Origin of the sequence: Sphingomonas sp. IC081 (assembly GCF_006874585.1) — a bacterium.
Lineage (GTDB): Bacteria > Pseudomonadota > Alphaproteobacteria > Sphingomonadales > Sphingomonadaceae > Novosphingobium.
The window spans coordinates 2607605-2630856 of the sequence record NZ_CP029761.1 but is presented as its reverse complement, the minus strand read 5'-3'; the positions used below and the strand labels follow the sequence as shown (position 1 = coordinate 2630856).

20 protein-coding genes are annotated in these 23252 nt (G+C 67.0%); 17 read left to right on the top strand and 3 right to left on the bottom strand.

The features are described 5' to 3' along the window. Window positions 1-12 precede the first annotated feature (12 nt). Both DM450_RS12525 and DM450_RS12520 read right to left on the bottom strand, forming a co-directional pair. Window positions 13-2472: a TonB-dependent receptor gene (locus DM450_RS12525; protein WP_142635260.1), complete on the bottom strand. Its 2460-nt coding sequence runs from the start codon at window positions 2470-2472 to the stop codon at window positions 13-15. Between the two features lie 273 nt (window positions 2473-2745). Continuing rightward, entirely contained in the window at window positions 2746-4059 is a 1314-nt protein-coding gene (locus DM450_RS12520) for an MFS transporter (RefSeq protein ID WP_142635258.1), read from the bottom strand. Window positions 4060-4256: 197 nt separating this feature from the next. Between DM450_RS12520 and cyoA the strand changes: the two genes are divergently transcribed. From cyoA to DM450_RS12435, 17 genes are all read left to right on the top strand, one after another. Continuing rightward, window positions 4257-5510: a ubiquinol oxidase subunit II gene (cyoA, locus tag DM450_RS12515; protein ID WP_142635256.1), complete on the top strand. Its 1254-nt coding sequence runs from the start codon at window positions 4257-4259 to the stop codon at window positions 5508-5510. Window positions 5511-5516: 6 nt separating this feature from the next. Continuing rightward, window positions 5517-7523, top strand: a complete 2007-nt coding sequence (gene cyoB / locus DM450_RS12510) for a cytochrome o ubiquinol oxidase subunit I (protein WP_142635254.1) — start codon at window positions 5517-5519, stop codon at window positions 7521-7523. Window positions 7524-7526: 3 nt separating this feature from the next. Next, a complete protein-coding gene (gene cyoC, locus DM450_RS12505) occupies window positions 7527-8171 on the top strand; it encodes a cytochrome o ubiquinol oxidase subunit III (RefSeq protein ID WP_142635252.1) in 645 nt (214 codons plus the stop codon). A 62-nt stretch (window positions 8172-8233) separates the two neighbouring features. Then, window positions 8234-8551, top strand: coding sequence for a cytochrome o ubiquinol oxidase subunit IV (gene cyoD, locus DM450_RS12500; RefSeq protein ID WP_142637849.1), 318 nt, complete (start codon window positions 8234-8236; stop codon window positions 8549-8551). 22 nt (window positions 8552-8573) lie between these two features. After that, complete coding sequence (locus DM450_RS12495; protein WP_142635250.1) at window positions 8574-9314, top strand: SURF1 family protein; 741 nt, start codon at window positions 8574-8576, stop codon at window positions 9312-9314. After that, a complete protein-coding gene (locus DM450_RS12490) occupies window positions 9302-10612 on the top strand; it encodes an ATP-binding protein (protein WP_142635248.1) in 1311 nt (436 codons plus the stop codon). Before DM450_RS12495 ends, DM450_RS12490 begins: the two co-directional genes overlap by 13 nt. A gap of 20 nt (window positions 10613-10632) precedes the next feature. Next, window positions 10633-11202: a response regulator transcription factor gene (locus DM450_RS12485; protein WP_370584504.1), complete on the top strand. Its 570-nt coding sequence runs from the start codon at window positions 10633-10635 to the stop codon at window positions 11200-11202. A gap of 21 nt (window positions 11203-11223) precedes the next feature. Next, window positions 11224-12153 (top strand): LysR family transcriptional regulator, encoded by a 930-nt coding sequence (locus DM450_RS12480; RefSeq protein ID WP_142635246.1) that lies wholly within the window; start codon window positions 11224-11226, stop codon window positions 12151-12153. 110 nt (window positions 12154-12263) lie between these two features. Next, window positions 12264-13499 (top strand): amidohydrolase family protein, encoded by a 1236-nt coding sequence (locus tag DM450_RS12475; RefSeq protein ID WP_142635245.1) that lies wholly within the window; start codon window positions 12264-12266, stop codon window positions 13497-13499. 15 nt (window positions 13500-13514) lie between these two features. Beyond that, complete coding sequence (locus tag DM450_RS12470) at window positions 13515-15038, top strand: bifunctional 3-(3-hydroxy-phenyl)propionate/3-hydroxycinnamic acid hydroxylase (protein ID WP_142635243.1); 1524 nt, start codon at window positions 13515-13517, stop codon at window positions 15036-15038. Next, window positions 15035-15466: a heme-binding protein gene (locus tag DM450_RS12465; protein WP_142635242.1), complete on the top strand. Its 432-nt coding sequence runs from the start codon at window positions 15035-15037 to the stop codon at window positions 15464-15466. The genes DM450_RS12470 and DM450_RS12465 overlap by 4 nt, the downstream gene beginning before the upstream one ends. Further along, entirely contained in the window at window positions 15463-16347 is an 885-nt protein-coding gene (locus DM450_RS12460; RefSeq protein ID WP_142635240.1) for a VOC family protein, read from the top strand. Before DM450_RS12465 ends, DM450_RS12460 begins: the two co-directional genes overlap by 4 nt. Before the next feature lie 47 nt (window positions 16348-16394). After that, window positions 16395-17228: a fumarylacetoacetate hydrolase family protein gene (locus tag DM450_RS12455; protein ID WP_142635238.1), complete on the top strand. Its 834-nt coding sequence runs from the start codon at window positions 16395-16397 to the stop codon at window positions 17226-17228. Between the two features lie 37 nt (window positions 17229-17265). Then, window positions 17266-19551, top strand: coding sequence for a TonB-dependent receptor (locus DM450_RS12450; RefSeq protein ID WP_142635235.1), 2286 nt, complete (start codon window positions 17266-17268; stop codon window positions 19549-19551). Then, on the top strand, window positions 19551-20030 hold the full coding sequence (locus DM450_RS12445; RefSeq protein WP_142635233.1) for a hypothetical protein: 480 nt from the start codon (window positions 19551-19553) through the stop codon (window positions 20028-20030). The genes DM450_RS12450 and DM450_RS12445 overlap by 1 nt, the downstream gene beginning before the upstream one ends. A gap of 8 nt (window positions 20031-20038) precedes the next feature. Beyond that, window positions 20039-20884, top strand: a complete 846-nt coding sequence (locus DM450_RS12440) for an alpha/beta hydrolase (protein ID WP_142635232.1) — start codon at window positions 20039-20041, stop codon at window positions 20882-20884. A gap of 10 nt (window positions 20885-20894) precedes the next feature. Then, window positions 20895-22220 (top strand): glycoside hydrolase family 1 protein, encoded by a 1326-nt coding sequence (locus DM450_RS12435; protein ID WP_142635230.1) that lies wholly within the window; start codon window positions 20895-20897, stop codon window positions 22218-22220. A 224-nt stretch (window positions 22221-22444) separates the two neighbouring features. On the opposite strand, the gene DM450_RS12430 is transcribed toward DM450_RS12435, so the two are convergent. Beyond that, on the bottom strand, window positions 22445-23218 hold the full coding sequence (locus tag DM450_RS12430; RefSeq protein WP_142637845.1) for a DeoR/GlpR family DNA-binding transcription regulator: 774 nt from the start codon (window positions 23216-23218) through the stop codon (window positions 22445-22447). Window positions 23219-23252: the final 34 nt, after the last annotated feature.

The following is a 23252-nucleotide window of genomic DNA, read 5'->3' as shown; positions in this document are numbered from 1 at the left end:
TTCCCGCCGCGATCAGCGCGAGCCGAAGGCGTAGCGGATGTTGATGCCGAACTCGCGCGGGGCAGTGGTGGTCACCCCGGTATAAGTGCTGGTGTAGTTGGCACCGGTCGGGCCGGTGAAGACCGGGCGGAGGGTCACCGGATCGAACTGCCCGGCAAAACCGAGCTGCTGGTAGCTGGTGGACAGCGGGGTGGTGCGGGTCAGCGTCTTGGTGGTGTCGAAGAGGTTCTTCGCATAGAGGCCGATTTCCCAGGCCCCGTCGTCGGCGCGCAGGCCGGCGAAGAGGTTGACCAGCGCATAGTCGCCGACGTCGTCGTAGGCATTGGTCGGATCGACCTTCGACTTGCCGTAGTAGGTCATCAGCCCCCGGACATAGGCGTTGCCGCCGGTGAAGACCGGGAAGCTGTATTCGCTCTGCAGGGTGGCGCTGAACGGCGCCATGAAGCCCGAGCGCTGGTTGACCTGGCACGAGGCGATGTTGTCGGAGCCGACGGCGGCCTGGAGCTGGGCCAGCGTCGGCGCGCTGGTGACGGCGTCGGGGGTGCCGTCGCCGTTGAGGTCGTTGCAGGGCACCGTGCCGTTCTTGATCTTGCCGATCGAGTAGCTGGCCGAGGCGCTGAGATCCCAGCCGGTGAGCACGGTGTACGAGACATCGCCCTCGATGCCGTTCACTTCGACCGGAACCGCGCCGACGAAGTTGAAGTTGGCGACCTGCTGCGAGGTGCCGGTCACCGCGCCCGTCGAATCGCGCACCGCCACGGTGTTGACGTAGTAGACGCCCGAACCCGGCGCGCGGTACGGGTAGTTGTTGAACTTCTGGTGGTAGCCGGTGAGGTTGAAGCGCAGCTGGCCGTCGAGCATCTTCGACTTCAGGCCGACTTCATACGACTTCGAGGTTTCCGCCGGCAGGTGCAGGAACGAGTTTTCCAGCGCCGAGGGGTTGATGTTGAAGTCGCCCACCACGTCGATGCCCGGGCGCCAGGAACTGCCGGTCGAGGCATAGACCATGAGGTCCGGCGAGAAGTTGTACTTCACCGAGCCGCTGTAGATCCACTTCTTTTCCTGCTGCAGGCGGTCCGACAGGACATTGCCGTTGACCGTCAGCACGCCGCGGTTGCGGTAGTCGATATGGCGCAGGCCCCCGGCGATTTCGAAACCGCCGAAGTGGGCGGTGAGATTGCCGAAGAACGACTGCTCGTGCGACTTGCCTTCGCTGCGGATGGGGGTCTGGACGATCGTCGCGATGCCGCCGCCGAAGACCGCGGGCAGCACCACCGGCGTCGGGTTGGTGAGGCTGGTGTCGGGATGGTTGCGGCTGTCGAAGAAGCCGACGACATAGTCCAGCGTGCCGAACAGGCGCTCGTCGTTCTGCAGACGGATTTCGTGCGATTCCGAGGCCGAGCGGGTGTCGGTGACCTGGTTGATGTCGCCCGCGAAGTAGTTGCCGTCGTCGATATTGTCGGTCGAGTGGATCTTCTGGGTATAGTGCTGGCCCTGGTAGATCAGGCGCTGGCCCCACTGGCTCACTTCGGCGCGCCAGTTGTAGACGTCGAAGATCTGGCGGATGTCGCGCGGGTCTTCCTGGATCGAGAGACGATCCTTGCTCGAGATGTAGAGCGGGCTGGCCGCGGCGTCGGGATTGGCCTCGGAGAACGAGGCGACCTGATCGTAGGTATGGGCGGTGACGTCGATGCGCTGGTACATGCCCTCGAGGCGCAGCCAGTCGGTGGGCGTGAGCAGCGCGGACAGGCGGCCGCTCTTGGTGCGCGCGAACGGGTCCTTGTTGCCGTTGACCGGGCGGACGCGGTCGCCCTCGTTCTCGTCCCAGACGCCGGCGGCGCGGATCGCGGCGATGCCCTCGATCACGGGCACGTTGGCGGCGCCCTTGAAGTTGATCGTGCCGATGTCGTTGGCGGTCATGTCAACGAAGCCGCCGTAGGAATAGAGGTCGGGCTTCCTGGCGGTGACGGTGATCGAGCCCGAGGGCGAGGCGCGGCCGCGCAGCGTGCCCTGGGGGCCGCGCTGCACTTCGATCTGGCCGACGTCGTACATCTGCTGGAGCACGACGCCCGCGGTGATCGGCGCGTCGTTCATGTAGAACTCGACGGTCGGGTTGTTGCCGCTGGCGTTGACGTCGAAGTTGACGCCGCGCATCTTGGCGTTGCCGCCGATGCCGTTGGCGTTGGTTTCGAGCTGGAGGCCCGGCGCGAGCGTCGAGACTTCCTTGAAGTCACGCAAGTTGAGCTTCGAGATGTCGTCGGCGGTGACGGTGTCGATCACCGCGGGCACGTCCTGCACGTCCTCGTCGCGGCGGCGCGCGGTGACGATGATGACGTTGGTGGCCTCGTTGGCTTCGGCGGCCTGCTGGGGCTGGCTCTGGGGCTGGGTCTGGGCCTGGGCCTGGACCATGGCCGGGGCACTCACCCCCAGGATGCCGACCGAACACAACAGAAGCTGCTTGAACGCGCGCATGAACTCTCCCTCCGGTTTTTGTACCTTTTTCTTGCGCGTATGGGTGCGAGGGAGGGCCGGGAATTGTCAAATGAAATGGCTTCATTTCCCGCAGGCAACGGCACGGCGTTATTTGAACAGGTGGTCAAACTTTCATGGCGTGGCCGGCCGCCGCGATTCCGGCGATATGTGATCCATGCTGTATCGAAGGCGCAAAAAAAGAGGGGCGCCGAAGCGCCCCTCGTTTCGTGCCCCTCGATTCGTGCCCCTCGATTCGTGGTTGTCGCCCGCTGCTCAGTTGCGCGAGGCGAGGCCCTTGTTCAGCCACAGCGCCGCGAGCGTCGCGATGGCGCCCGAGAGCAGGTAGCCGCCCGAGGCGATCAGGCCCCAGTTGGTCGAGAGCAGCAGCGCGGCGAGCGGCGCGAAGGCGGCGCCGACCAGCCAGGACAAGTCGCTGGTGAGCGCCGAGCCGGTGTAGCGGTGCTCGCTGGCGAAGCCCGAGGCGACCACGCCCGAGGACTGGCCGAAGGCAAGGCCGAGCAGGATGAAGCCGGCGATCATGTAGATCACCTCGCCGGCAGCGCCCGCGTCGAGCAGCTGCGGGGCAAAGCCCGAGAACACGGCGATGGCGACCGCGCAGGTGCCCAGCAGGTTACGGCGCCCGAACTTGTCGGCGAGACGGCCCGAGGCGATCACCGCGACGACGCCGAAGCAGGCGGCCATGGCCTCGATCAGCAGGAAGCCGGTGGGCGAGTTCTGGGTGAACAGGAACACCCACGAGAGCGGGAACACGGTGACCATGTGGAACAGCGCGAAGCTGGCGAGCGGGGCAAAGGCGCCCAGCACGATGGTCTTCCATTCGCTGCGCAGGGTGGCGCCCACGCTCACGGCCTGAAGGTCGCGGCTGGCGAAGAGGTGCTGGAATTCCTCGGTGACGACGATGCGAAGGCGCGCGAAGAGCGCGACGACGTTGATCGCGAAAGCCACGAAGAAGGGATAGCGCCAGCCCCAGTCGAGGAAGTCGGCCGCCGGAAGCTCGGTGATCATGTAGGCGAACAGGCTGCTCGCCACGATCAGCCCGAACGGGGCGCCGAGCTGCGGGATCATCGCATACCAGCCGCGCTTGTTCTCGGGCGCGTTGAGCGCGAGCAGCGAGGCCAGGCCGTCCCAGGTGCCGCCGAGCGCGAAGCCCTGGCCCAGGCGCAGCAGCGCCAGCAGCCATATCGCGGTCGAACCGGCCGAGGCGTAGGAGGGCAGGAAGGCGATCGCCGCGGTCGAGCCGCCGAGCATGAACAGCGCGATCGTCAGCTTGGTGCCGCGGCCATAGGCACGGTCGAGCGCCATGAACACGAGGCTGCCGATCGGACGGGCGACAAAGGCCAGCGCGAAGATCGCGAAGGAGTAGATCGTGCCGGTCAGCGCGTCGACGAAGGGGAAGAACAGCTTCGGGAAGACCAGCACCGAGGCGATGGCATAGACGAAGAAGTCGAAGAACTCCGAGGTTCGGCCGATGATCACGCCGATGGCGATCTCACCGGGGGAGGGCTGGTGATGCTCCTTGAACGTCGGCAGGCCCAGAGCGTCTCTGGACTGGGGTGTGCTGGTCATTTCGGTTCTGCGGCCTTCGTCTCGGGTCCGTTCCCGATTCCACGCGGAACGCGCGAAGCCGGTCGCGGACGAATCAAAGCGGGCGCGCGAAAACGCCCGAGTTCATGGTGAGGCCCTATCGTCATTGATTGGCGTCAAGGGGATTGGACAAAATGTCCTATGTTCGCACTCGCGGCATGCGCTTAGGCGCACCAACCATGCGCCCACCCGAGTCCAGACCGAAGCTGCGGCACCTGTCCGCGCTCGCCAAGATCGCCACCGCCCTGTCGCTGACGGGTGCGCTGACTGCCTGTAACGCCATTGTGCTGCACCCGTCCGGGGATGTCGCGCAGCAGCAGGGGGACCTCGTTGTCGCCTCGACCCTGCTGATGCTGCTGATTATCGTTCCCGTGATGGCGGCTACCGCGTGGTTCGCCTGGCACTACCGTGCCACGAACAAGAGCGCGAAGTACGATCCTCACTGGGATCACTCGACTCAGCTCGAACTGCTGATCTGGGCGGCCCCGCTGCTCATCATCATCTGCCTCGGTGCCCTGACCTGGGTGAGCACCCACCTTCTCGATCCCTACCGCACCATCGGCCGCCTCGACGCCAAGACCCCGGTGGCGGCGAACGCCAAGCCGCTGGAAGTCGAAGTCGTCGCGCTCGACTGGAAGTGGCTCTTCATCTACCCCGAACAGGGTATCGCCACGGTGAACGAACTGGTCGTGCCGACCAACCGTCCGCTGCAGTTCAAGATCACCTCGGCGAACGTGATGAACTCGTTCTACGTTCCCGCCATGGCCGGCCAGATCTACGCGATGCCGGGCATGGAAACCCGCCTCCACGCGGTCATGAACAAGGCCGGTGATTCGGTCGGCTTCTCGGCCAACTATTCGGGCGCGGGCTTCTCGCACATGCGCTTTGCCACCCACGCGGTTGCGGACGACCAGTTCGCCGGCTGGGTGAAGTCGGTGCAGACCGGCGCCAATGCCGGCACGCTTGACCGCAGCGTCTACCTCCAGCTCGAAAAGCCGAGCGAGAAGGTGCCGGTAACCCGCTACTCCGCCGTTTCGCCGGACCTCTACAACGCCATCGTCAACATGTGCGTCCAGCCCGGCAAGATGTGCGCCAGCGAGATGATGGCCATCGACGCGCGCGGTGGTCTCGGCAAGGCGGGCATCCGCAACGTCGAGATGCTGTCCTACGACCGCGGCGGCCGCGATGCCGTCGCCGCCGCCAACCCGACCGCCGCCGTCCAGCGCGAGCTGGCCTGGGTCCGTGCGCTCTGCGCCCAGAACCCCGGTTCGGTCGCCGACAAGAGCGTGAAGGCCCCGGCCTCGATGAAGACGCTTTCGGGCGCCGGCATCTCGGAGCCGCAGGCCGCGGTGTCGTTCTTCGCGCGTGACAAGGAAGCGCTGGCCGCTCCCGTGTCGACCCCCGCGCATTCCTCCCAGATTTCCCGGAACTGACAGAACATGGAAGCCGTAGACCATTCGCACTGGAGCCCGTTACTGGGCCGCCTGTGGTGGGACGCCCTGCCACAGGAACCGATCGTGCTCGCCACTTTCGTCGTCGTCGCCCTTGGCGGCGTGGCGATGGTGGCCGGCCTCACCTACTTCAAGCTCTGGGGTTATCTCTGGAAGGAATGGTTCACCAGCGTGGACCACAAGAAGATCGGCATCATGTACTGCGTGCTGGGCCTGGTCATGTTCCTGCGCGGCTTTGCCGACGCGGTCATGATGCGTATCCAGCAGTCGATCGCCTTCAACGGCAGCGAGGGTTACCTCACCGCCCACCACTACGACCAGGTCTTCACCGCCCACGGCGTGATCATGATCTTCTTCGTGGCGATGCCCTTCGTCACCGGCCTCATGAACTACGTGGTGCCGCTGCAGATCGGCGCTCGCGACGTCTCGTTCCCGTTCCTGAACAACTTCAGCTTCTGGATGACGACGGCGGGCGCGGTGCTGGTCATGGCCTCGCTGTTCATCGGTGAGTTCGCGCAGACCGGCTGGCTGGCCTATCCGCCGCTGTCGAACCTCGCGTACAGCCCCTGGGTCGGCGTCGACTACTACATCTGGGCCCTGCAGATCGCCGGTGTCGGCACGCTGCTCTCGGGCGTCAACCTGATCGCGACCATCGTCAAGATGCGCGCGCCGGGCATGACGATGATGCGCATGCCGGTCTTCACCTGGACCGCGCTTTGCACCAACATCCTGATCGTCGCCGCCTTCCCGGTGCTGACCGCGGTCATGGCGATGCTCTCGCTCGACCGTTACCTCGGCTTCAACTTCTTCTCGAACGACTTCGGCGGCTCGCCGATGATGTACGTCAACCTGATCTGGATCTGGGGCCACCCCGAGGTCTACATCCTCATCCTGCCGATGTTCGGCGTGTTCTCGGAAGTCACCTCGACGTTCTGCGGCAAGCGCCTGTTCGGCTACTCGTCGATGGTCTATGCAACGCTTTGCATCACCATCCTGTCGTACCTCGTCTGGCTCCACCACTTCTTCACCATGGGTTCGGGCGCGAGCGTCAACTCGTTCTTCGGCATCACCACGATGGTGATCTCGATCCCGACCGGCGCCAAGCTGTTCAACTGGCTGTTCACGATGTACCGTGGCCGCATCCGGTTCGAACTGCCGATGATGTGGACGGTCGCCTTCATGATGACCTTCACCATCGGCGGCATGACCGGCGTCCTGCTCGCGGTGCCGCCGGCCGACTTCGTGCTGCACAACTCGCTGTTCCTGATCGCGCACTTCCATAACGTGATCATCGGCGGCGTCCTGTTCGGCCTGTTCGCGGCGATCAACTTCTGGTGGCCCAAGGCCTTCGGCTTCAAGCTCAACCAGTTCTGGGGCAAGGTCAGCTTCTGGCTGTGGGTCCCGGGCTTCTGGCTCGCCTTCACCCCGCTCTACATCCTCGGCCTGATGGGCGTCACCCGCCGCATGCGCGTGTTCGACGATCCCTCGCTGCAGATCTGGTTCGTCATTGCCGCGCTGGGCGCCGCGATGATCGCCGGCGGCATCGGTGCCATGCTGGTCCAGTTCGCGGTGTCGATCTGGAAGCGCGAGGAACTCAAGGACGTCAGCGGCGATCCGTGGCAGGGCCGTACGCTCGAGTGGTCGACCTCGTCGCCGCCGCCCGAGTACAACTTCGCCTTCACGCCGATCGTGCACGACATCGACGCCTGGGACGACATGAAGCGCTGCGGCGTGGAACGTCCGACCGCCGGCTTCCGTCCGATCCACATGCCCAAGGGCACCGGCACCGGCATCATCCTGGCCGGCCTGTCGACCGCGCTCGGCTTCGCGATGATCTGGTACATCTGGTGGCTCGCGGCCGTGTCGTTCCTCGGCGTGATCGGCTACTCGATCTTCCACACCTTCAACTACAAGCGCGACTACCACATCCCGGTCGAGACGGTCGAACAGGCCGAGGCCGAGCGTTCGCGCCAGCTTGCAGCCGCGGGAGCCTGATCGATGACTGCGACTGTAAACGAAATGAAGACCCCGCTGTCCCAGCCCCAGCTCCAGGCCGCCTTCTACGACCTGGACGAGCATGACCATCCCGAAGGCGGCAGCACCATGCTGGGCTTCTGGATGTACCTGATGAGCGACTGCCTCATCTTCGCCATGCTGTTCGCCGCCTACGGCGTGCTGGGCGGCAACCTGGCCGCGGGCCCGGGGCCGAAGGATCTCTTCGACCTCAAGCTTGTCGGCGTGAACACGGCGATGCTGCTGTTCTCGTCGATCACCTACGGCTTCGCCATGCTCGCCATGGAGAAGAACCAGAAGGGCGCGACCCAGGCCTGGCTGCTCGTCACCGCCGTGTTCGGCGCGGCGTTCCTGTCGATCGAACTCTACGAGTTCCATCACATGATCGGCGAGGGCGCCGGCCCCTGGCGCTCGGGCTTCCTCACCGCGTTCTTCTCGCTGGTGGGCACCCACGGGCTTCACGTCACCTTCGGCCTGATCTGGCTGTTCACGCTGGTCGTGCAGGTCGGCAAGAAGGGCCTGGTCCCGGCCAACAAGCGCCGTCTCATGTGCCTTTCGCTGTTCTGGCACTTCCTCGACGTCATCTGGATCGGCGTCTTCACCTTCGTCTATCTCATGGGAATGCTGTGATGAGCGACCACGTCCACCCCAACGAGCACGTCGACGACGTGCACGCCAGCGGCCATGGCACGATGCGCGATTATGTGATCGGCTTCCTGCTCTCGGTCGTGCTCACCGCCATTCCGTTCTGGCTGGTGATGACCGGTGCGATCACCGACAAGTCGACCACCGCGCTGGTCATCATGGCCTTCGCGATGGTGCAGATCGTCGTGCACATGATCTACTTCCTGCACATGAACACGAAGGCCGAGAACGGCTGGACGGTCATGGCGCTGATCTTCACGATCATCCTGCTGGTGATCACGCTGTCGGGTTCGCTCTGGGTCATGTACCACCTCAACCACAACATGATGCCGATGAGCGCGCACGAGATGGGGCAGCTGCCCTGATCGCCACGGTTTCAGACGCATCATGCACACAGTGATCGAAACCAACGAAGCGCGGCGGCCCTGGGGGCTCGCCGCGTTTCTCGTGTTGGCCCTCGCCGCCTTCGTGGCCCTCGGCATCTGGCAGGTGGAGCGCCTGCAGTGGAAACACGCGCTGATCGCCCGTGTCGACGCGCGGGTCCATGCCGAGCCGATCCCGCTTCCCGCCGACGACCGCCTCGCGCGGGTAAGGGGTTCCGACCTCGACTATCTGCGCGTTTCGCTCCAGGGTAGCTACGCGGGCAGCGCGACCGTCCTGGTGCGCGCCGCCACCGACCTTGGCACCGGGTACTGGACGATGACGCCGCTGAAGCTCGAGGATGGACGGCAGGTCTGGGTGAACCGCGGCTTCGTGCCGGCGGGCACCAGCGCCAGGGCCGCCGCCGCGAGCACGCCGCCAGGCGCGGTCCGGGTTGTCGGCCTGCTGCGCTCGGACGAGCCGGGGGGCAGCCTGCTGCAGTCCAACCAGCCGCAGGCCGACCGCTGGTACTCGCGCGACACCGCCGTGATGGCCAAGGCGCGCGGGATCGGCCGCGTGGTGCCCGCCTTCGTCGATGCGCAAGTGGAGCAGGCAAACCGCCCCAAGGGGCTGTCTCCGGTGCCCGGCCTCACCCAGATCCACTTCCCCGACAACCACCTCAGCTATGCGCTGACCTGGTTCGCGCTGGCGGCGATGTCGGCGATGGCGCTGGTGTTTGTCTGGCGCCGCCGCCGATGGAACGGCTGATCGACCTGTTCGCGCCGCGCGGGCTTCCCGGAAGCTCGGCCAGCCGCGCGAACATCGTGCTGCTCACGCAGCTGCGCTGGACGGCGGTGGTCGGCCAGCTGGCCACGATCGTTGTTGTCCAGCAGGGCCTCGGCGTGAAGCTCTCGCTGGCGCCGCTGCTGATGGCGCCGCTGCTGCTGATCGTCGTCAACCTCGTCTCGGCCAGCGTCGTCCTGCGCCGCCAGTCGTTCTCGCAGGGCGAGCTGTTCTCGGCGCTGATGATCGACGTCATCGCGCTGTGCTGGCAGCTCTACCATTCGGGCGGGGCGACCAATCCCTTCACCTTCCTGTTCCTGCTGCAGATCGTCATCGCCGCGGTCATCCTCGACCTCAGGTGGAGTTCGCTGGTGGCGATCAACGCCTGCCTCTGCGTGCTGCTGCTGACGTTCTATCACGAACCGCTCCAGCTGCCGGTGCAGGGGCGCGATCCGTTCCAGCTCTATCTCTACGGCAGCCTGCTGTGCTTCGTGCTGGCAGCGGTGCTGCTGATCGTTTTTGTCGCCCGCCTCGACCTCACCCGGCGCGAGAGCGATGCCAAGCTCGCCGCGCTGCGCCAGCAGGCGGCGGAGGAAGACCACATCATCCGCATGGGCCTGCTGGCCTCGGGCGCGGCGCACGAACTGGGCACGCCGCTTTCCTCGATCTCGGTGATCCTGGGCGACTGGACCCACGAACCCGCGATCGCCGAAGACCCCGACCTTGCCGCCGACCTCATCGACGTGCGCCGCGAGCTGGAGCGCTGCAAGACTATCGTCAGCGGCATCCTGATGTCGGCGGGCGAGATGCGCGGGGTGGCGCCGGCGGTCACCACCTTGCGCGGTTTCATCGGCGAGATCCTCGAGGAATGGCGCCCGCGCATGCCGGGCGAACTGCGTTTCCTCGATTCGATCGACGTCGACCGCTCGATCGTTTCCGATCCCGGGCTCCGGCAGGTCATCGGCAACGTCATCGACAATGCCGTGGAAGTCTCGCCCGACCTCGTGGTGATCGAGGCCTGGGTCGAATCGGGCCGCCTCGTGCTGACCGTCAGCGACCGCGGGCCGGGCTTTGCGGCGGAAATCCTGCCGCGCGTCGGCCAGCCCTATGCATCGACCAAGGGGCGCGACGGCGGCGGGCTGGGGCTGTTCCTGGTGGTCAACGTGATCCGCAAGCTCGGCGGCAAAGTAGCGGTCGACAACCTGCCCGGTCGCGGGGCAAGGGTGCAACTTGCGATTCCCCTTGCTACACTGGCCTACGAGCCCAGGAAGGGTGACGAATAACATAAGATCGGGGCCACCTTTTGACCGAGCCTGCCATCACCGATAGCGCCGCCCCGTGCGGGGACAGTGCGACCCTGCTGATCGTCGAGGATGACCCGACTTTCGCGCGGACCTTGCGCCGTTCGTTCGAGCGCCGGGGGTATCTCGTGAGCTCGGCCGCCAGCCCGGAAGAGGCCGAACGGCTCTGCGCCGCCGCCGATTTCGACTACGCGGTGGTCGACCTCAAGCTCGGCGCCTCGTCCGGGCTCTCGGTGGTGCAGATGCTGCATGGCCGCGCGCCGCAGACCCGTATCGTCGTGCTGACCGGCTACGCCTCGATCGCCACCGCCGTGGAGGCGATCAAGCTCGGCGCCTCGCACTATCTGGCCAAGCCCTCCAACACCGACGATATCGAGGCGGCCTTCGCCAGCGATGGCGAGGGCGATGCCAGCGTCCCGGTCGACGGGCGCAAGAGTTCGATCAAGACGCTGGAGTGGGAATATATCCACGGCACCCTGGTCGAGTGCGACTTCAACATTTCCGAAGCGGCGCGCCGCCTCGGCCTCCATCGCCGGACGCTCGCGCGCAAGCTCGAAAAGCGCCAGGTCTAGGCCGCAGCGGGGAGGGGAGAGATGGCCGATCATTCCGCGCCGCGCAAGGCGCGCCTGCCCGCCGTTGATCCGCGGGCGCTGCTGACCTTCCGTGCGGTCTGCGAAACCGGCTCGATCAGCGCGGCGGCGCGCGCGCTCAACCTCTCGCAGCCTTCGGTATCCAACACCATCGCGCTGCTCGAAAGCCGCCTCGGCACCGTGTTGTTCGAGCGCGGACGCGGCGGCATCGCGCTGACCCGCGAGGGGCTGGTGCTGCAGCGCCGCTCCGAGGCGCTGGCCACGCTGCTGGCGGATGCGGTGAGCGACGTCGAGCATGCCCGCCACCGCATCTCCGGCCCCTTGCGCATCGGCGGCACCCCCGGTGCGCTGCTGACGCTGCTGCCCGGCGCGATCATGCGCATGGAAGCGGCGGTCGGCGATTTTGCGCTGAGCGTTGTCGAGCGGCCGGACGCCGAACTCCACGAGATGCTGCGCCAGGGCGAGATCGAACTGGCCATGGTCACCACCCGCATCGAAACCATCCCCGAGGGCATGACCGAGGTGACGGCGGCGCGCGATCCCTTCGCGCTGATCGTCGGGCCCCACCACGCGGCGCTGGGCGAGCGGGTTTCGCTGCGCGAGGTCGAGGCGCTGCCCTGGGTGCTGCCCGAGGCGCGCGGCGCGTTCCGCCGCCAGGTCGATGCCCTGTTCATTGCCGCGGGCGTCTCAGTGCCGCGCACCACGATCCGCTGCGACTCGCTGCTGACCACCCGCGCCATCGTGCGCGATACCGACCGGGTGACCGTGCTGCCGCGCACGGTGGCGCTCGACGGCATGTCCGACGGTTCGATCCGCGCCATCGCCATAACCGAGGCGGTGTTCGAACGCAGCGTCGGCGTGCTGCGCATGGAAGGCGGCGCACTTTCCCCGCTAGCCGAGGCGATGCTGGCGGCGCTTCCGCCCGTTCCATAGTTTTTGACTATGGTGATCTGAAATATCATTATTTTACTTTGGGTGCGCTGACCCGCTAAACCGCTCTCAGGCCCGGCACATCGGCCGAAAGATAAAAACGGGAGAGAGCGATGCGGACCCTGATCCGCGATGTATCCATCTTCGACGGCAGCGGCAGCGCTCTCCAGACCGGCTCGGTGCTGGTGGACGGCGAGCGGATCGCCCGTGTGGCCTATGGCGCGGACGCGCTGGCGGGGGAAACCGCCGAGGTGACGATCGACGGGCGCGGCAAGACGCTGATGCCGGGTCTGGTCGACGCGCATACCCACCTCACCTGGGGGTCTTCGGTCGAGAAGATCTACCACCAGTTCATCCTCCCGCCTGACGAGCTGAAGGTCGCGGCCTGGCGCAATGCGCGGGTACTGCTCGACCATGGCTTCACCTCGATCTACTCGGCCGGCGCGCTGGGCGACATGATCGAGCCGGAACTGGCCCGCGCCATCGCGGCGGGCGAGACGCCGGGGCCGCGCATGGTGCCCTCCACCCTCGAACGCAGCCCCGAAGGCGACGAAGGCGTCGAGACCGGCGACGTGTTCAACGGCCGCGGGCCCGAGGCGATGCGCGGGTTCGTCTCCTACTGCAAGGACGAGGGTGTCCAGTCGATCAAGCTGGTGGTCTCGGGCGAAGATGCGCTCAAGCCCGGCTCGGCGATGCAGGTGCTCTATACGGCCGAGGAAATGCTGGCGGCCGGAGAAGCGACGCGCGAGGCCGGCATGTGGATCGCCGCCCATGCCTATTCGCCCGAGGCCATCGGCCTCGCCCTCGATGCCGGCGTGCGCATCCTCTACCACTGCTCCTTCGCCGACGCGGCGACGGTCGAGCGCATGGCGGCGGAGAAGGACAAGTTCTTCTACGCGCCCGGTCCCGGCGTTTCGGTCGCCGCGATCGAGGCCAGCCCGCCGCCGCATGTCGACATGACGCACATGAAGGCCAGCGCGAACGAGCGCATGGGCCTCGAAGGCAAGCTGGTGCCCGAACTCAAGGCGCGCGGCGTACGTATCCTGACCGGCGGCGACTATGGCTTCCCGTTCAATCCGCATGGCCGCAATGCCCGCGATCTGGAACATTTTGTCCGGTATTTCGGCTTCACCCCCGCCGAGGCCCTGCGCTCCGCCACCCAGTACGGCGGCGAGCTGATGGGGCTCGAGGTCGGGCTGGTGAAGGAAGGCTGGCTGGCCGACCTCCTGCTGGTCGACGGCGATCCCACCGCGGACGTCGCCATCCTGCAGGACAAGGAACGGCTGACGATGATCATGAAGGGCGGCGCGCTCCACAAGGCGCCCGCCGAGATCGCGGCAACAGAGTAACCAGGGGCTAAATCGATGACTTACGACGCGGTTGTCGTAGGCTGCGGCCCGGTGGGCGCGCTGGCCGCGAACCTTCTCGGCCTGAAAGGGCTCAAGGTGCTGGTTCTCGAACGGGAACTGGAACACTACCCGCTGCCGCGCGCGGTCCATCTCGATCACGAGATGATGCGCCTGTTCCAGTCCGCCGGGGTGATCGGCCGGGTCGAGGGCGACATGATCGCCACCGACGGCCACCTCCACGTCGGCGCCGACCACGGCGTGATCCGCTACATGGGCACCGTGGGCAAGCCGCGCCCGTTCGGCTGGGCCAACGACTACTTCTTCTACCAGCCCGAACTCGAGGCGCACTTGCGCGAGGGTTTTGCGGCGATGCCGAACGTCGAGCTGAAGCTCGGCGCCAGCTTCACCGGGCTGACGCAGGACGCGGACGGGGTGACGGTCGATTATCGCGACGGTGCCGACGCCCGCAGCGCCCGTGCCCGCTGGGTGATTGCCGCCGACGGCGCCCGCAGCGCCGTGCGCAAGGCGCTGGGCGTCGTGCTGGACGATCTCCAGTTCGAGGAGCCGTGGCTTGTCGTCGATGCCGAAGTGGAAGGGCCGGTGGCCTTCCCGCCGCTTTCCGGCGTGCCCGAGGGAGCCGATCTCCAGCGTCTTTCCGTGATGATGTGCGATCCTTCGCGTCCCGCCACGGTGGTGCCCGGCCGCCGCGACCATCGCCGCTGGGAGTTCATGCTGCTTCCCGGCGAGGACGACACCGCGATGATGGCGCCCGGGAAGGTGGCCGAACTGGTCGGCGCGTGGATGGCCGATGTGCCGCACCGGATCGTGCGCGCCGCGACCTATCGTTTCCATGGCCTTGTCGCGCACCAGTGGCAGGTCGGCAACGTGTTCCTCGCCGGGGACGCCGCGCACCAGACCCCGCCGTTCTTCGGGCAGGGCATGTGCCACGGCCTGCGCGATGTTGCCAATCTGGCGTGGAAGATGGACGCGGTGGCCAACCACGGCGCCGCGCCTGCGGTGCTGGCGACCTACCAGCGCGAGCGCGATCCGCATGTCCGCGCGGTGATCGGCGCGGCGGTCGCGGCCGGTCGCTACATCTGCGAACTCGATCCCGCCAAGGCCGCGCAGCGCGATGCCCGCATCCGCGCGGAAGCGGCGCAGAAGTCGGGCGAGACCGCGCATGACCTGATCCCGGCGATTGCCGAGGGCGTGGTGCTGGCGCAGACGCCAGGTGCGGGCGTGCGCTTCGTGCAGCCGGTGCTCACCGACGGCCGCAAGCTCGACGAGTTGACCGGCGGCGACTGGCGCCTCTTCGTGCGCGACGATGCCGTGCCGGGGCAGGCCGAGGGCGTCACGCGGGTCTCGGCCTCGACGCTGCCGGACAATGGCGCGGTGACCGCATGGCTGGACGATCACGGCGTCGATGCCGTTCTGGTCCGCCCCGACCACTACGTTTTCGGCACTGCCGGCCACAGCGCCGAAGACCTCCTCGCCGCCCGCGCGGCGCAGCTTTCCAGCCATCAGGAGCTTGCCGCATGACCCTCACGCTTGCCGCTGCACAGGCGATCGTCACCGGCACCCTTGCCGAAGCGCGGGCGAGGGGGGCAAAGCCGCTTGCGGTGATCGTGCTCGACGCGGGCGCCCACCCGGTCGCCTTCGCCCGCGAGGACGGGGCGAGCCTCTACCGCTTCGACATTGCCAGGGCCAAGGCCGAGGGCGCCGTGGGCATGGACGCGGACACCGCCGTCCTTGCCGAACGGGCCAAGGGCAACCCGACCTTCTTTCAAAGCGTCACCGCTGCCGTCGGCGGCCGCATCGCGTTCTCGCCCGGGGGGGTGGTGATCCGCGACGGCGCCGGCACGCTGATCGGCGCCGTCGGCGTCAGCGGTGACACCGGCGAATGCGATGCCGAGTGCGCCCGTGCCGGCATCCGGGCGGCGGGTCTTCTTCAGGAGCAAAAGCCATGAAACTGCGCAGCATCGAACTGGCGCTGCCCGATCCGGCGGCCGCCGCCACCTTCATGACCCAGGTCTGGGGCATGGCCGCGGCGGAGACGAAGGGTGACACCCATTACCTGCGCGGCTCCGGCCCGTTCCCCTACCTCGTGGCGTTCGAGAAGTCGGAAGACGAGTTTGTCCGCTCGACCACGTTCGTCTGCACGGCCGGGGAACTGGACGCGCTGAAGGCGCGCATCGCCGCCGCGGGCTGGACCGCCAGAGCGACCACCAGCCACGATCTCGGCGGCGGCCACGGCCTGCTGGTCGAACTGCCCGAAGGCACGATCCTGCGCTTTCTGGTGGACGCTACCGAAGTCGAGCCGATCACCGGGCGCGACCTGCCGGTGAAGCTGACCCACGTGGTGTTCAACGCCGCCGATGCCGAAGCCTGCGGCCATGCGGTGGAGGACATTCTCGGCTTCCTCGTGTCCGACCGCACCAAAGGCATGGTCTTCGTGCGCTGCAACGACAGCCACCATTCCACCGCCTTTGCCCGCGCCGGGTTCGCCTCGCTCAACCATGTCGCCTTCGAGATGGAGGATATCGACGCGGTGATGCGCGGCATCGGCCGTCTGCGCGACCATGCGATGGTTCCCGCATGGGGCCCCGGCCGCCACGGCCCCGGCGCCAATGTCTACGCCTACTTCATCGCCCCGTTCGGCCCGGTGATCGAGTTCTCGACCGCCGTGGAGAAGGTGCCGCACGACTATCGGGCCGGGGCCCCGGAAGACTGGACCTGGCCGCCGAACCGCATCGACCAGTGGGGCGTGTCCGACAAGGATTTCGAAGGCCTGCGCCGGGCCGAGGAACGCTTCCGTTTCCGCCGCGACTGGCAAGCCGCGCCGCTCTGACCATTTGACCGCCGCCGCGCGCTACGCGGGGGCAGGGGAGACTACGCATGAACCGTTACATCAGCTTTGAACGTCCCGATGGCAGCAAGAGCTTCGGCCGCCTCGAAGGGGACAAGGTGATCGATCTCGGCGCACCCGGCGCGGATGCCTGGCTGAAGGACGTACTGGCCGGCGATCTCGCCGCGCTGGCCGCGACCGGTGAGTTCGCCTTTGCCGCGGTGAAGTTGCTGCCGGTCGTTCCGAACCCGGAAAAGATTCTCTGCGTCGGCCTCAACTACGCCACCCACGTGGCCGAGACCGGCCGCGAGCAGAAGGAACACCCGGCGATCTTCACCCGCTGGGCCGACAGCCTGATCGCCGACGGCGAGGCGATGGTCCGCCCGCCCGAAAGCGAGCGGTTCGACTACGAGGGCGAACTGGCGGTCATCATCGGCAAGGGCGGCCGCCGCATCGCGCCCGAGAATGCCTGGGAGCATGTCGCCGGTTTCGCGCCGTTCAACGACGGTTCGATCCGCGACTGGCAGCGCCACAACATCCAGTTCACCCCCGGCAAGACCTGGCCCGGCACCGGCGGCTTCGGCCCCGCGATGGTCGCGGCCTCGGACGTCGAGGACCTCGCCTCGCAGCGCGTGCAGACCCGCGTCAACGGCGAGCTGGTGCAGGACCAGCCGATCTCGGACATGATCTGGGATATCCCCACGGTCATCGCCTACTGCTCGACCTTCACCGACCTCAAGCCCGGCGACGTGATCGCCAGCGGCACCCCCGGCGGCGTCGGCGACAAGCGTAGGCCCCCGCTCTACCTGAAGGCCGGAGACACCGTGGAAGTTTCCATCGGCGTGATCGGCACGCTCACCAACCCCGTCATCGACGAAGCCTGACAGACCAACGACAAGCATAATACGAGGGAGAGACATCATGAACACCATTCGCAAGGTCGTACTGCTCACCGGCATTGCCTTCGGCGCGCTGTCCGCGCCTGCCATGGCGCAGGACGCGGCGGCCGCTCCGCAGGCCCCGGAGACGACTTCCACCAGCGACATCATCGTTACCGCCCAGCGCCGCGCCGAGAAGGTGACCGAGGTGCCGATCTCGATCACCGTCGCCAGCGCCGCCCAGCTCGAGCGCCAGCAGGTCAATACCGTCAACGACCTCGCCCGCATCGCGCCGAGCCTCGAGATCCAGCAGGCGCCCGGCCAGAACACCGGCGGCGGCGGTTCGATCCGCGGCATCGGCACGCAGACCTTCTCGCCCGGTGCCGTGGCCTCGGTGGGTGTTGTTGTTGACCAGGTCAGCCAGGGCAATGCCAATATCTCCGACCTCTTCGACGTTGCCCGCATCGAAGTGCTGAAGGGCCCGCAGGGCACCCTGTTCGGCCTGACCACCTCGGCGGGCGTCATCAACATCACCACCAACAAGCCCGATTTCACGCGCTTCTCCGCCCGCCTGCGCACCGAGCTTTCGGATGCCGGCACCGCGGGTTCGAAGTACGGCAACCAGGTGGTGCAGGGCCTCGTCAACGTGCCGCTGGCAGCCAACGCGGCGCTGCGCGTCTCGGGCGTCGCCAACTTGCGCCAGGGCGTCAACCGCAATGCCACCACCGGCGAGCTCAACGATACCGACCGCTACGGCCTGCGCGGCCGCCTCTTGTGGGAACCGACCGACCGCCTGACGGTCAACCTGATCGGCGACTATTCCAAGAGCCGCTACGAGAACGGCGGCGACTTCTTCACGTTCGTGAAGACCAGCGGCCCGGGCTACTTCTTCGGCGGCGCCGGCGAGGATACGACCGGCATCACCGACCGTCTCGAGTCCTGCGGCGTCACGGCCAAGGCCGGCAATCGCAACTACTGCTCGGACGAAACGTACGTCGGCCACACCGAGACCTACGGCGGCTCGCTCCAGGTCGACTACGAGGCCGATCCCTTCACGCTGACCTCGATCACCTCGGTGCGCAAGTCGGGCGAATCGGGCTACGGCGCGGCATCCAACGTGTTCCGCGCCGATGTGCTCGAACTCCAGGTCCACAACTCGCCGGTCAACCGTGACCTCAGCCAGTTCACCCAGGAATTCCGCATCAGCTCGGCGGCGGGCAATCCCATCGAATATACCGCGGGCATGTTCTATTCGAACCAGAAGCAGACCCGCGCCGCCGAAGTCGTCGACGTGACGCTGGTGCCGTTCCCGGGCCTGACGATCCCGATCGTCACCAACACCACGCCGCAGCTCACGATCCGCGACGAATCGCTCGCCGTCTTCGGCCAGCTCACCGGCCACGTGACCGACGCCTGGCGCCTGATCGGCGGCGTGCGCTACACTACCGACCGCCTCTCGCTCGACACGTACGACACGCTCGGCGCGCGCGACGGGGGCACCCACCTCAATGCCAAGAAGTGGTCCTGGCGCCTGGGTACCCAGTACGACCTGGCGTCGGACGCGATGGCCTACGCCACCGTCTCGCGCGGGTTCAAGGGCGGCCAGATCGCGGTGCCGACCAACGAAGATCCCTATGTCGTGCTGCCCGAGGTCCCCACGTCCTACGAAGCGGGTGTCAAGGCCACGCTGTTCGGCGGCTGGGTGGCCGATGCCAGCGTGTTCTACATGAAGATCGACAACTTCCAGGCGCAGAACTGCACGGTGGACAGCACCGGCGTCATCTCGTGCGACCAGACCAACATCAACGGGGTCAAGACGCGCGGCGCGGAGATCAACTTCTTCGGCAACGTGACCCGCAACCTCTCGCTCAACACCGGTTTCATCTACGCCAAGGCGACCTATCCCAAGAACTTCATCGGCACCGACGGCACCAACATCGGCGGCAGCCAGCTGGCCTATTCGCCGCGCTACAAGTTCACGCTCTCGGGCCAGTACGACGTGGACCTGGGCGAGAACTTCGGCGGTTTCATCGCGCTCGACACCCAGTGGAAGTCGCGCGTGCGCTACGAGGCCAACTCGGTCTCCGACACCACCTTCAAGGCGCACTGGATGGTGGGCGGACGCATCGGCGTGAAAACCGCGGATGACCGCTACACGGTGGCCGTCTTTGTGCGCAACGCCTTCAACGTCCACGAGCCGGCGCTGATGCAGAGCGACTTCCCCTACACCAGCCAGAGCTACTCGGGCGCCTACGAGCCGAACATCGGCGCGATCTACGGGCCGATGTCGTACCGCAACGTCGGCATCAGCCTGGACGCCAAGTTCTGATGCCCCAGACGCTGGACCGCCTGCTGCGAGGGGAGCAGGCGGTGAGCGCGGCGATCAACGCGGTCTTGAGCGCCGCGTTCTTCGTCCTGGTCTTCGGACTGGGGGAGCGGGCGCTGGCGACCGGCGCGCCGGATCGCCTGGCGCTCGATTTCCTGCCACAAGGGCTGATGGTCTCGCTGATGGCATCGCTGGTTCCCGCGCTCGTGATGCGGGCGAAGCTGCGCAAGGCGGGGCTGATCGGCGCGGGTGAGGGGCCGGAAACGGGCGAGATCGCGCGCACCGTGTGTCTCGGCGTGCTGGCGGGGCTCGCCAGCGCGGCGGCACTGGCCGCGCTGGCGCTGTTCGGTCCGCTGGACGCGGTGCCGAGCCTTCCGGCGCTGGTGTTCAAGATCGTCTACGGGGCAGGGCTGGGGCTGGTCTGCACGCGCTTTGCGCTCACCCGGCTCTACGCCCGCAGGATCGCAGGGAGCGGTGTATGAACGGGGGCATGAACGCCGTGATTCGCGGGATCGGCACCCGCCTCGGCCCGGACGTGGTCGCGGCGATGCGCGATCTCTACGAAGCCGAACAGGCCCCGCTCGCCGCCGCGCTGCCGCCCCTCGCCCTCGACTGCGCCTATGGCCCGGATGCGCGCAACCGGCTCGACCTCTACCGGCAGGGAGAGGGGGAGGGCCTGCGTCCGGTCGTCCTCTTTGTCCACGGCGGCGGCTTCCTTGTCGGCGACAAGGGCGGGGCTGACAGTTGGGCCAATGCCCATGTCGGCCGCTGGGCGGCGGCGAACGGAATGCTCGGCGCGGTGATGAACTACCGCCTCGCGCCGCAGCACCTGTGGCCTTCGGGGGCAGAGGACGTCGGCCTCGCGGTCGACTGGCTGCGCGGCCATGCCGCCGGTCATGGCGGCGATCCGGAGCGTATCTTCCTGCTCGGCACTTCGGCGGGGGCGGTCCATGTCTCGGCCTTCCTCAAGGCGCGCGAGGATCATGAGCGGCTCGTGCGCGGCGCCGCGCTGCTTTCCGGGCTCTACGGCGTCACCCCGCTCGACGAGCGCGACATGCGCTATTACGGCCCGCAGGACTGCTATGCCTTGCGCATGCCGCTGACCGCGGTGATGGAAACCCGCCTGCCGCTGCTGCTGGCCTGCGCCGAGTTTGATCCGCCGCGCTTCCAGGCCGAATGGGCCAGCATGCTGCAGGGCCGTCTCGGCCGCCACGGACGGCTGCCGCGCGCGCATTATGCCTCCGGGCACAACCACTACTCGATGGCGATGCACCTCGGCACGGCGGACCGCCGCCTGTCGGACGAATTGCTCGCCTTCTTTGCAGACCATAACTGAGAGGCCCCCGATGACCCGTATTCCCGATCTCGACCGCCGCAGCCTGCTTGCGGCCGGCGCCATGGCCGCCGCCGCGCCGATGATGGCGCGTGCCGCCGCCAGGCGCCCGAACCCGGCGTTTCCCAAGGGTTTCCTGTGGGGCGCCGCTACCGCAGGGCACCAGGTGGAAGGCAACAACACCGCCTCCGATACCTGGTTTGTCGAACACCTGACGCCGACGATCTTTTCCGAGCCTTCGGGCGATGCCTGCAACAGCCTCGAACTCTGGGCCAGCGACCTCGACATCGTGAAGGGGCTTGGCCTCACCTCCTACCGCTTCAGCGTCGAATGGGCACGGATCGAGCCGGAAAAGGGCCTGTTCTCGCAGGCCATGCTCGATCACTACAAGCGCATCGTTGACGGGTGCCACGCGCGCGGCCTCCAGCCGCTGGTGTCGTTCAACCACTTCACCGCGCCGCGCTGGTTCAGCGCGCAAGGGGGCTGGACCAACCCCGATGCCGCACAGCTCTTCGCCCGCTATTGCGAGCGTGTCATGCGCGCCTTCGGCGACGGCATCGCCATGGCCATGACCCTCAACGAACCCAACATCCTGCTCATCCTGCGCAACATCCTGCCGCCGCCGGTCTGGGACATGCAGCGCGCCTCGATGGAGGCCGCGGCCAAGAAGCTGGGCGTCGCCAGGTTCGTCTGCGCCAACGTGGCCGGGCGCGAGGACATCGAGGCGCTCCAGCACGGGCTCATGGCCGGGCACAAGGCGGCCCGCGCCGCGATCAAGGCGGTGCGCGGCGACCTGCCGGTGGGCTTCACGCTTTCGGTGATCGACGATCAGGCGGCCGGCAAGAACTCGCTGCGCGACAAGGTCCGCGCCGAGAACTACGGCGCCTGGCTGGAACTGGCCAGGCAGGACGACTTCATCGGCGTCCAGAACTACGAACGCGCGGTCTGGAACGACAAGGGCCACCTGCCGCCGCCCGATGGCGGCGACCGCAACTGGTCGGGCACCGAAGTCTGGGCGCCCTCGCTTGCGGGCGCGGTTCGCTATGTCCACGCGGCGACCAATGTTCCCGTGCTGGTCTCCGAACACGGCGTCGGCACCGATGACGACACGCTGCGCGCGCGCTTCATCCCGGCGGCATTGGAAGGCCTCAAGCAGGCGATCGACGAGGGCGTGCCGGTGCTCGGCTACGTGCACTGGTCGCTGCTCGACAACTTCGAATGGATCTTCGGCTACAAGCCGCGCTTCGGCCTGTGCAGCGTGGACCGCGCGACCTTCGCCCGCACGCCCAAGCCGAGCGCTTCGGTCTTGGGCGGGATTGCAAGGCGTAATTCACTTTAAGGGGGAAGGGATTAAAGCAGGGGAGCATAGCCCCCCTGCACCCCCATTACCGTCTAGGTCAGGTGCTATCCAGCCGATGCGCGCCCATGGCTGCGTCGGGAGACATAAGGGCTGCGCCGCAGGGAGTGTATTACGGATAGGCGAGGTGCAACGAAGACATTTTGAGGGTCTGGGGGATCTCCTGAGCTTGTCGAAGGGCCCCAGGACTTCCTCTTGTTTTTTCTTCAGGCCACCACCACCCGAACCCCCGCCTCACGCAGCCGCTCGGCCATCTCGGCGGGGATACCGGCATCGGTGACCACCACGTCCACCTCGTCCAGCCCGCAGACGATCGCGCCGGAGGAGGAGCGGAACTTGGAGCTGTCCACCAGCAGGATCACTTCCTCGGCCCGGTCCATGAAGCGGCGTTCGGCGGCGACGAGGATCACGTCCTGCTGCATCACCCCCTGCGGGCCGACGGCCGCCGCGCCCATGAACAGCTTCGGCGCGTGGAAGCGCGGCATCGAATCCTCGCCCGCCGGGGCCAGCACGATGTTCTGTTCCCGGAACACCGTGCCCGAGGGCAGCAGCACCCGCGTGCCGGATTGCGGCAGCAGGGCCTGCACGATGTGCAGCGAATTGGTCAGCACCTGGCAGTCCAGCCCGTCGAGATGCGCGCACATCTGCAAGGTGGTGGTGCCGCCGTCGAGCATGATCGCCTCGCCCGGCTGGCAGAGCGCGGCGGCGGCCTTGCCGATGGCCTGCTTGGCGGGCAGGTGCTGGGTGATCGACTGCTCGAACGGGGTACCGGCAAGGCCCGGCTGGCGGTCGGCGCGCTCCTCGGGCAGCTTGGCGCCGCCGTGGACGCGCAGGAGCTGGCCCTCCTCCTCCAGCCGCGAGAGGTCGCGCCGGATCGTTGCGGGCGAGGCGTCCAGCTGCGCTTCCAGGTCGCGATAGGTGACAAAGCCGCTGGGCCGCAGGGCTTCGAGGATCAGTCTTTCACGCTCGGTTGAATGCATCGTCTTCCTGTCGCCCATGTGGGGGAGGCCGCTG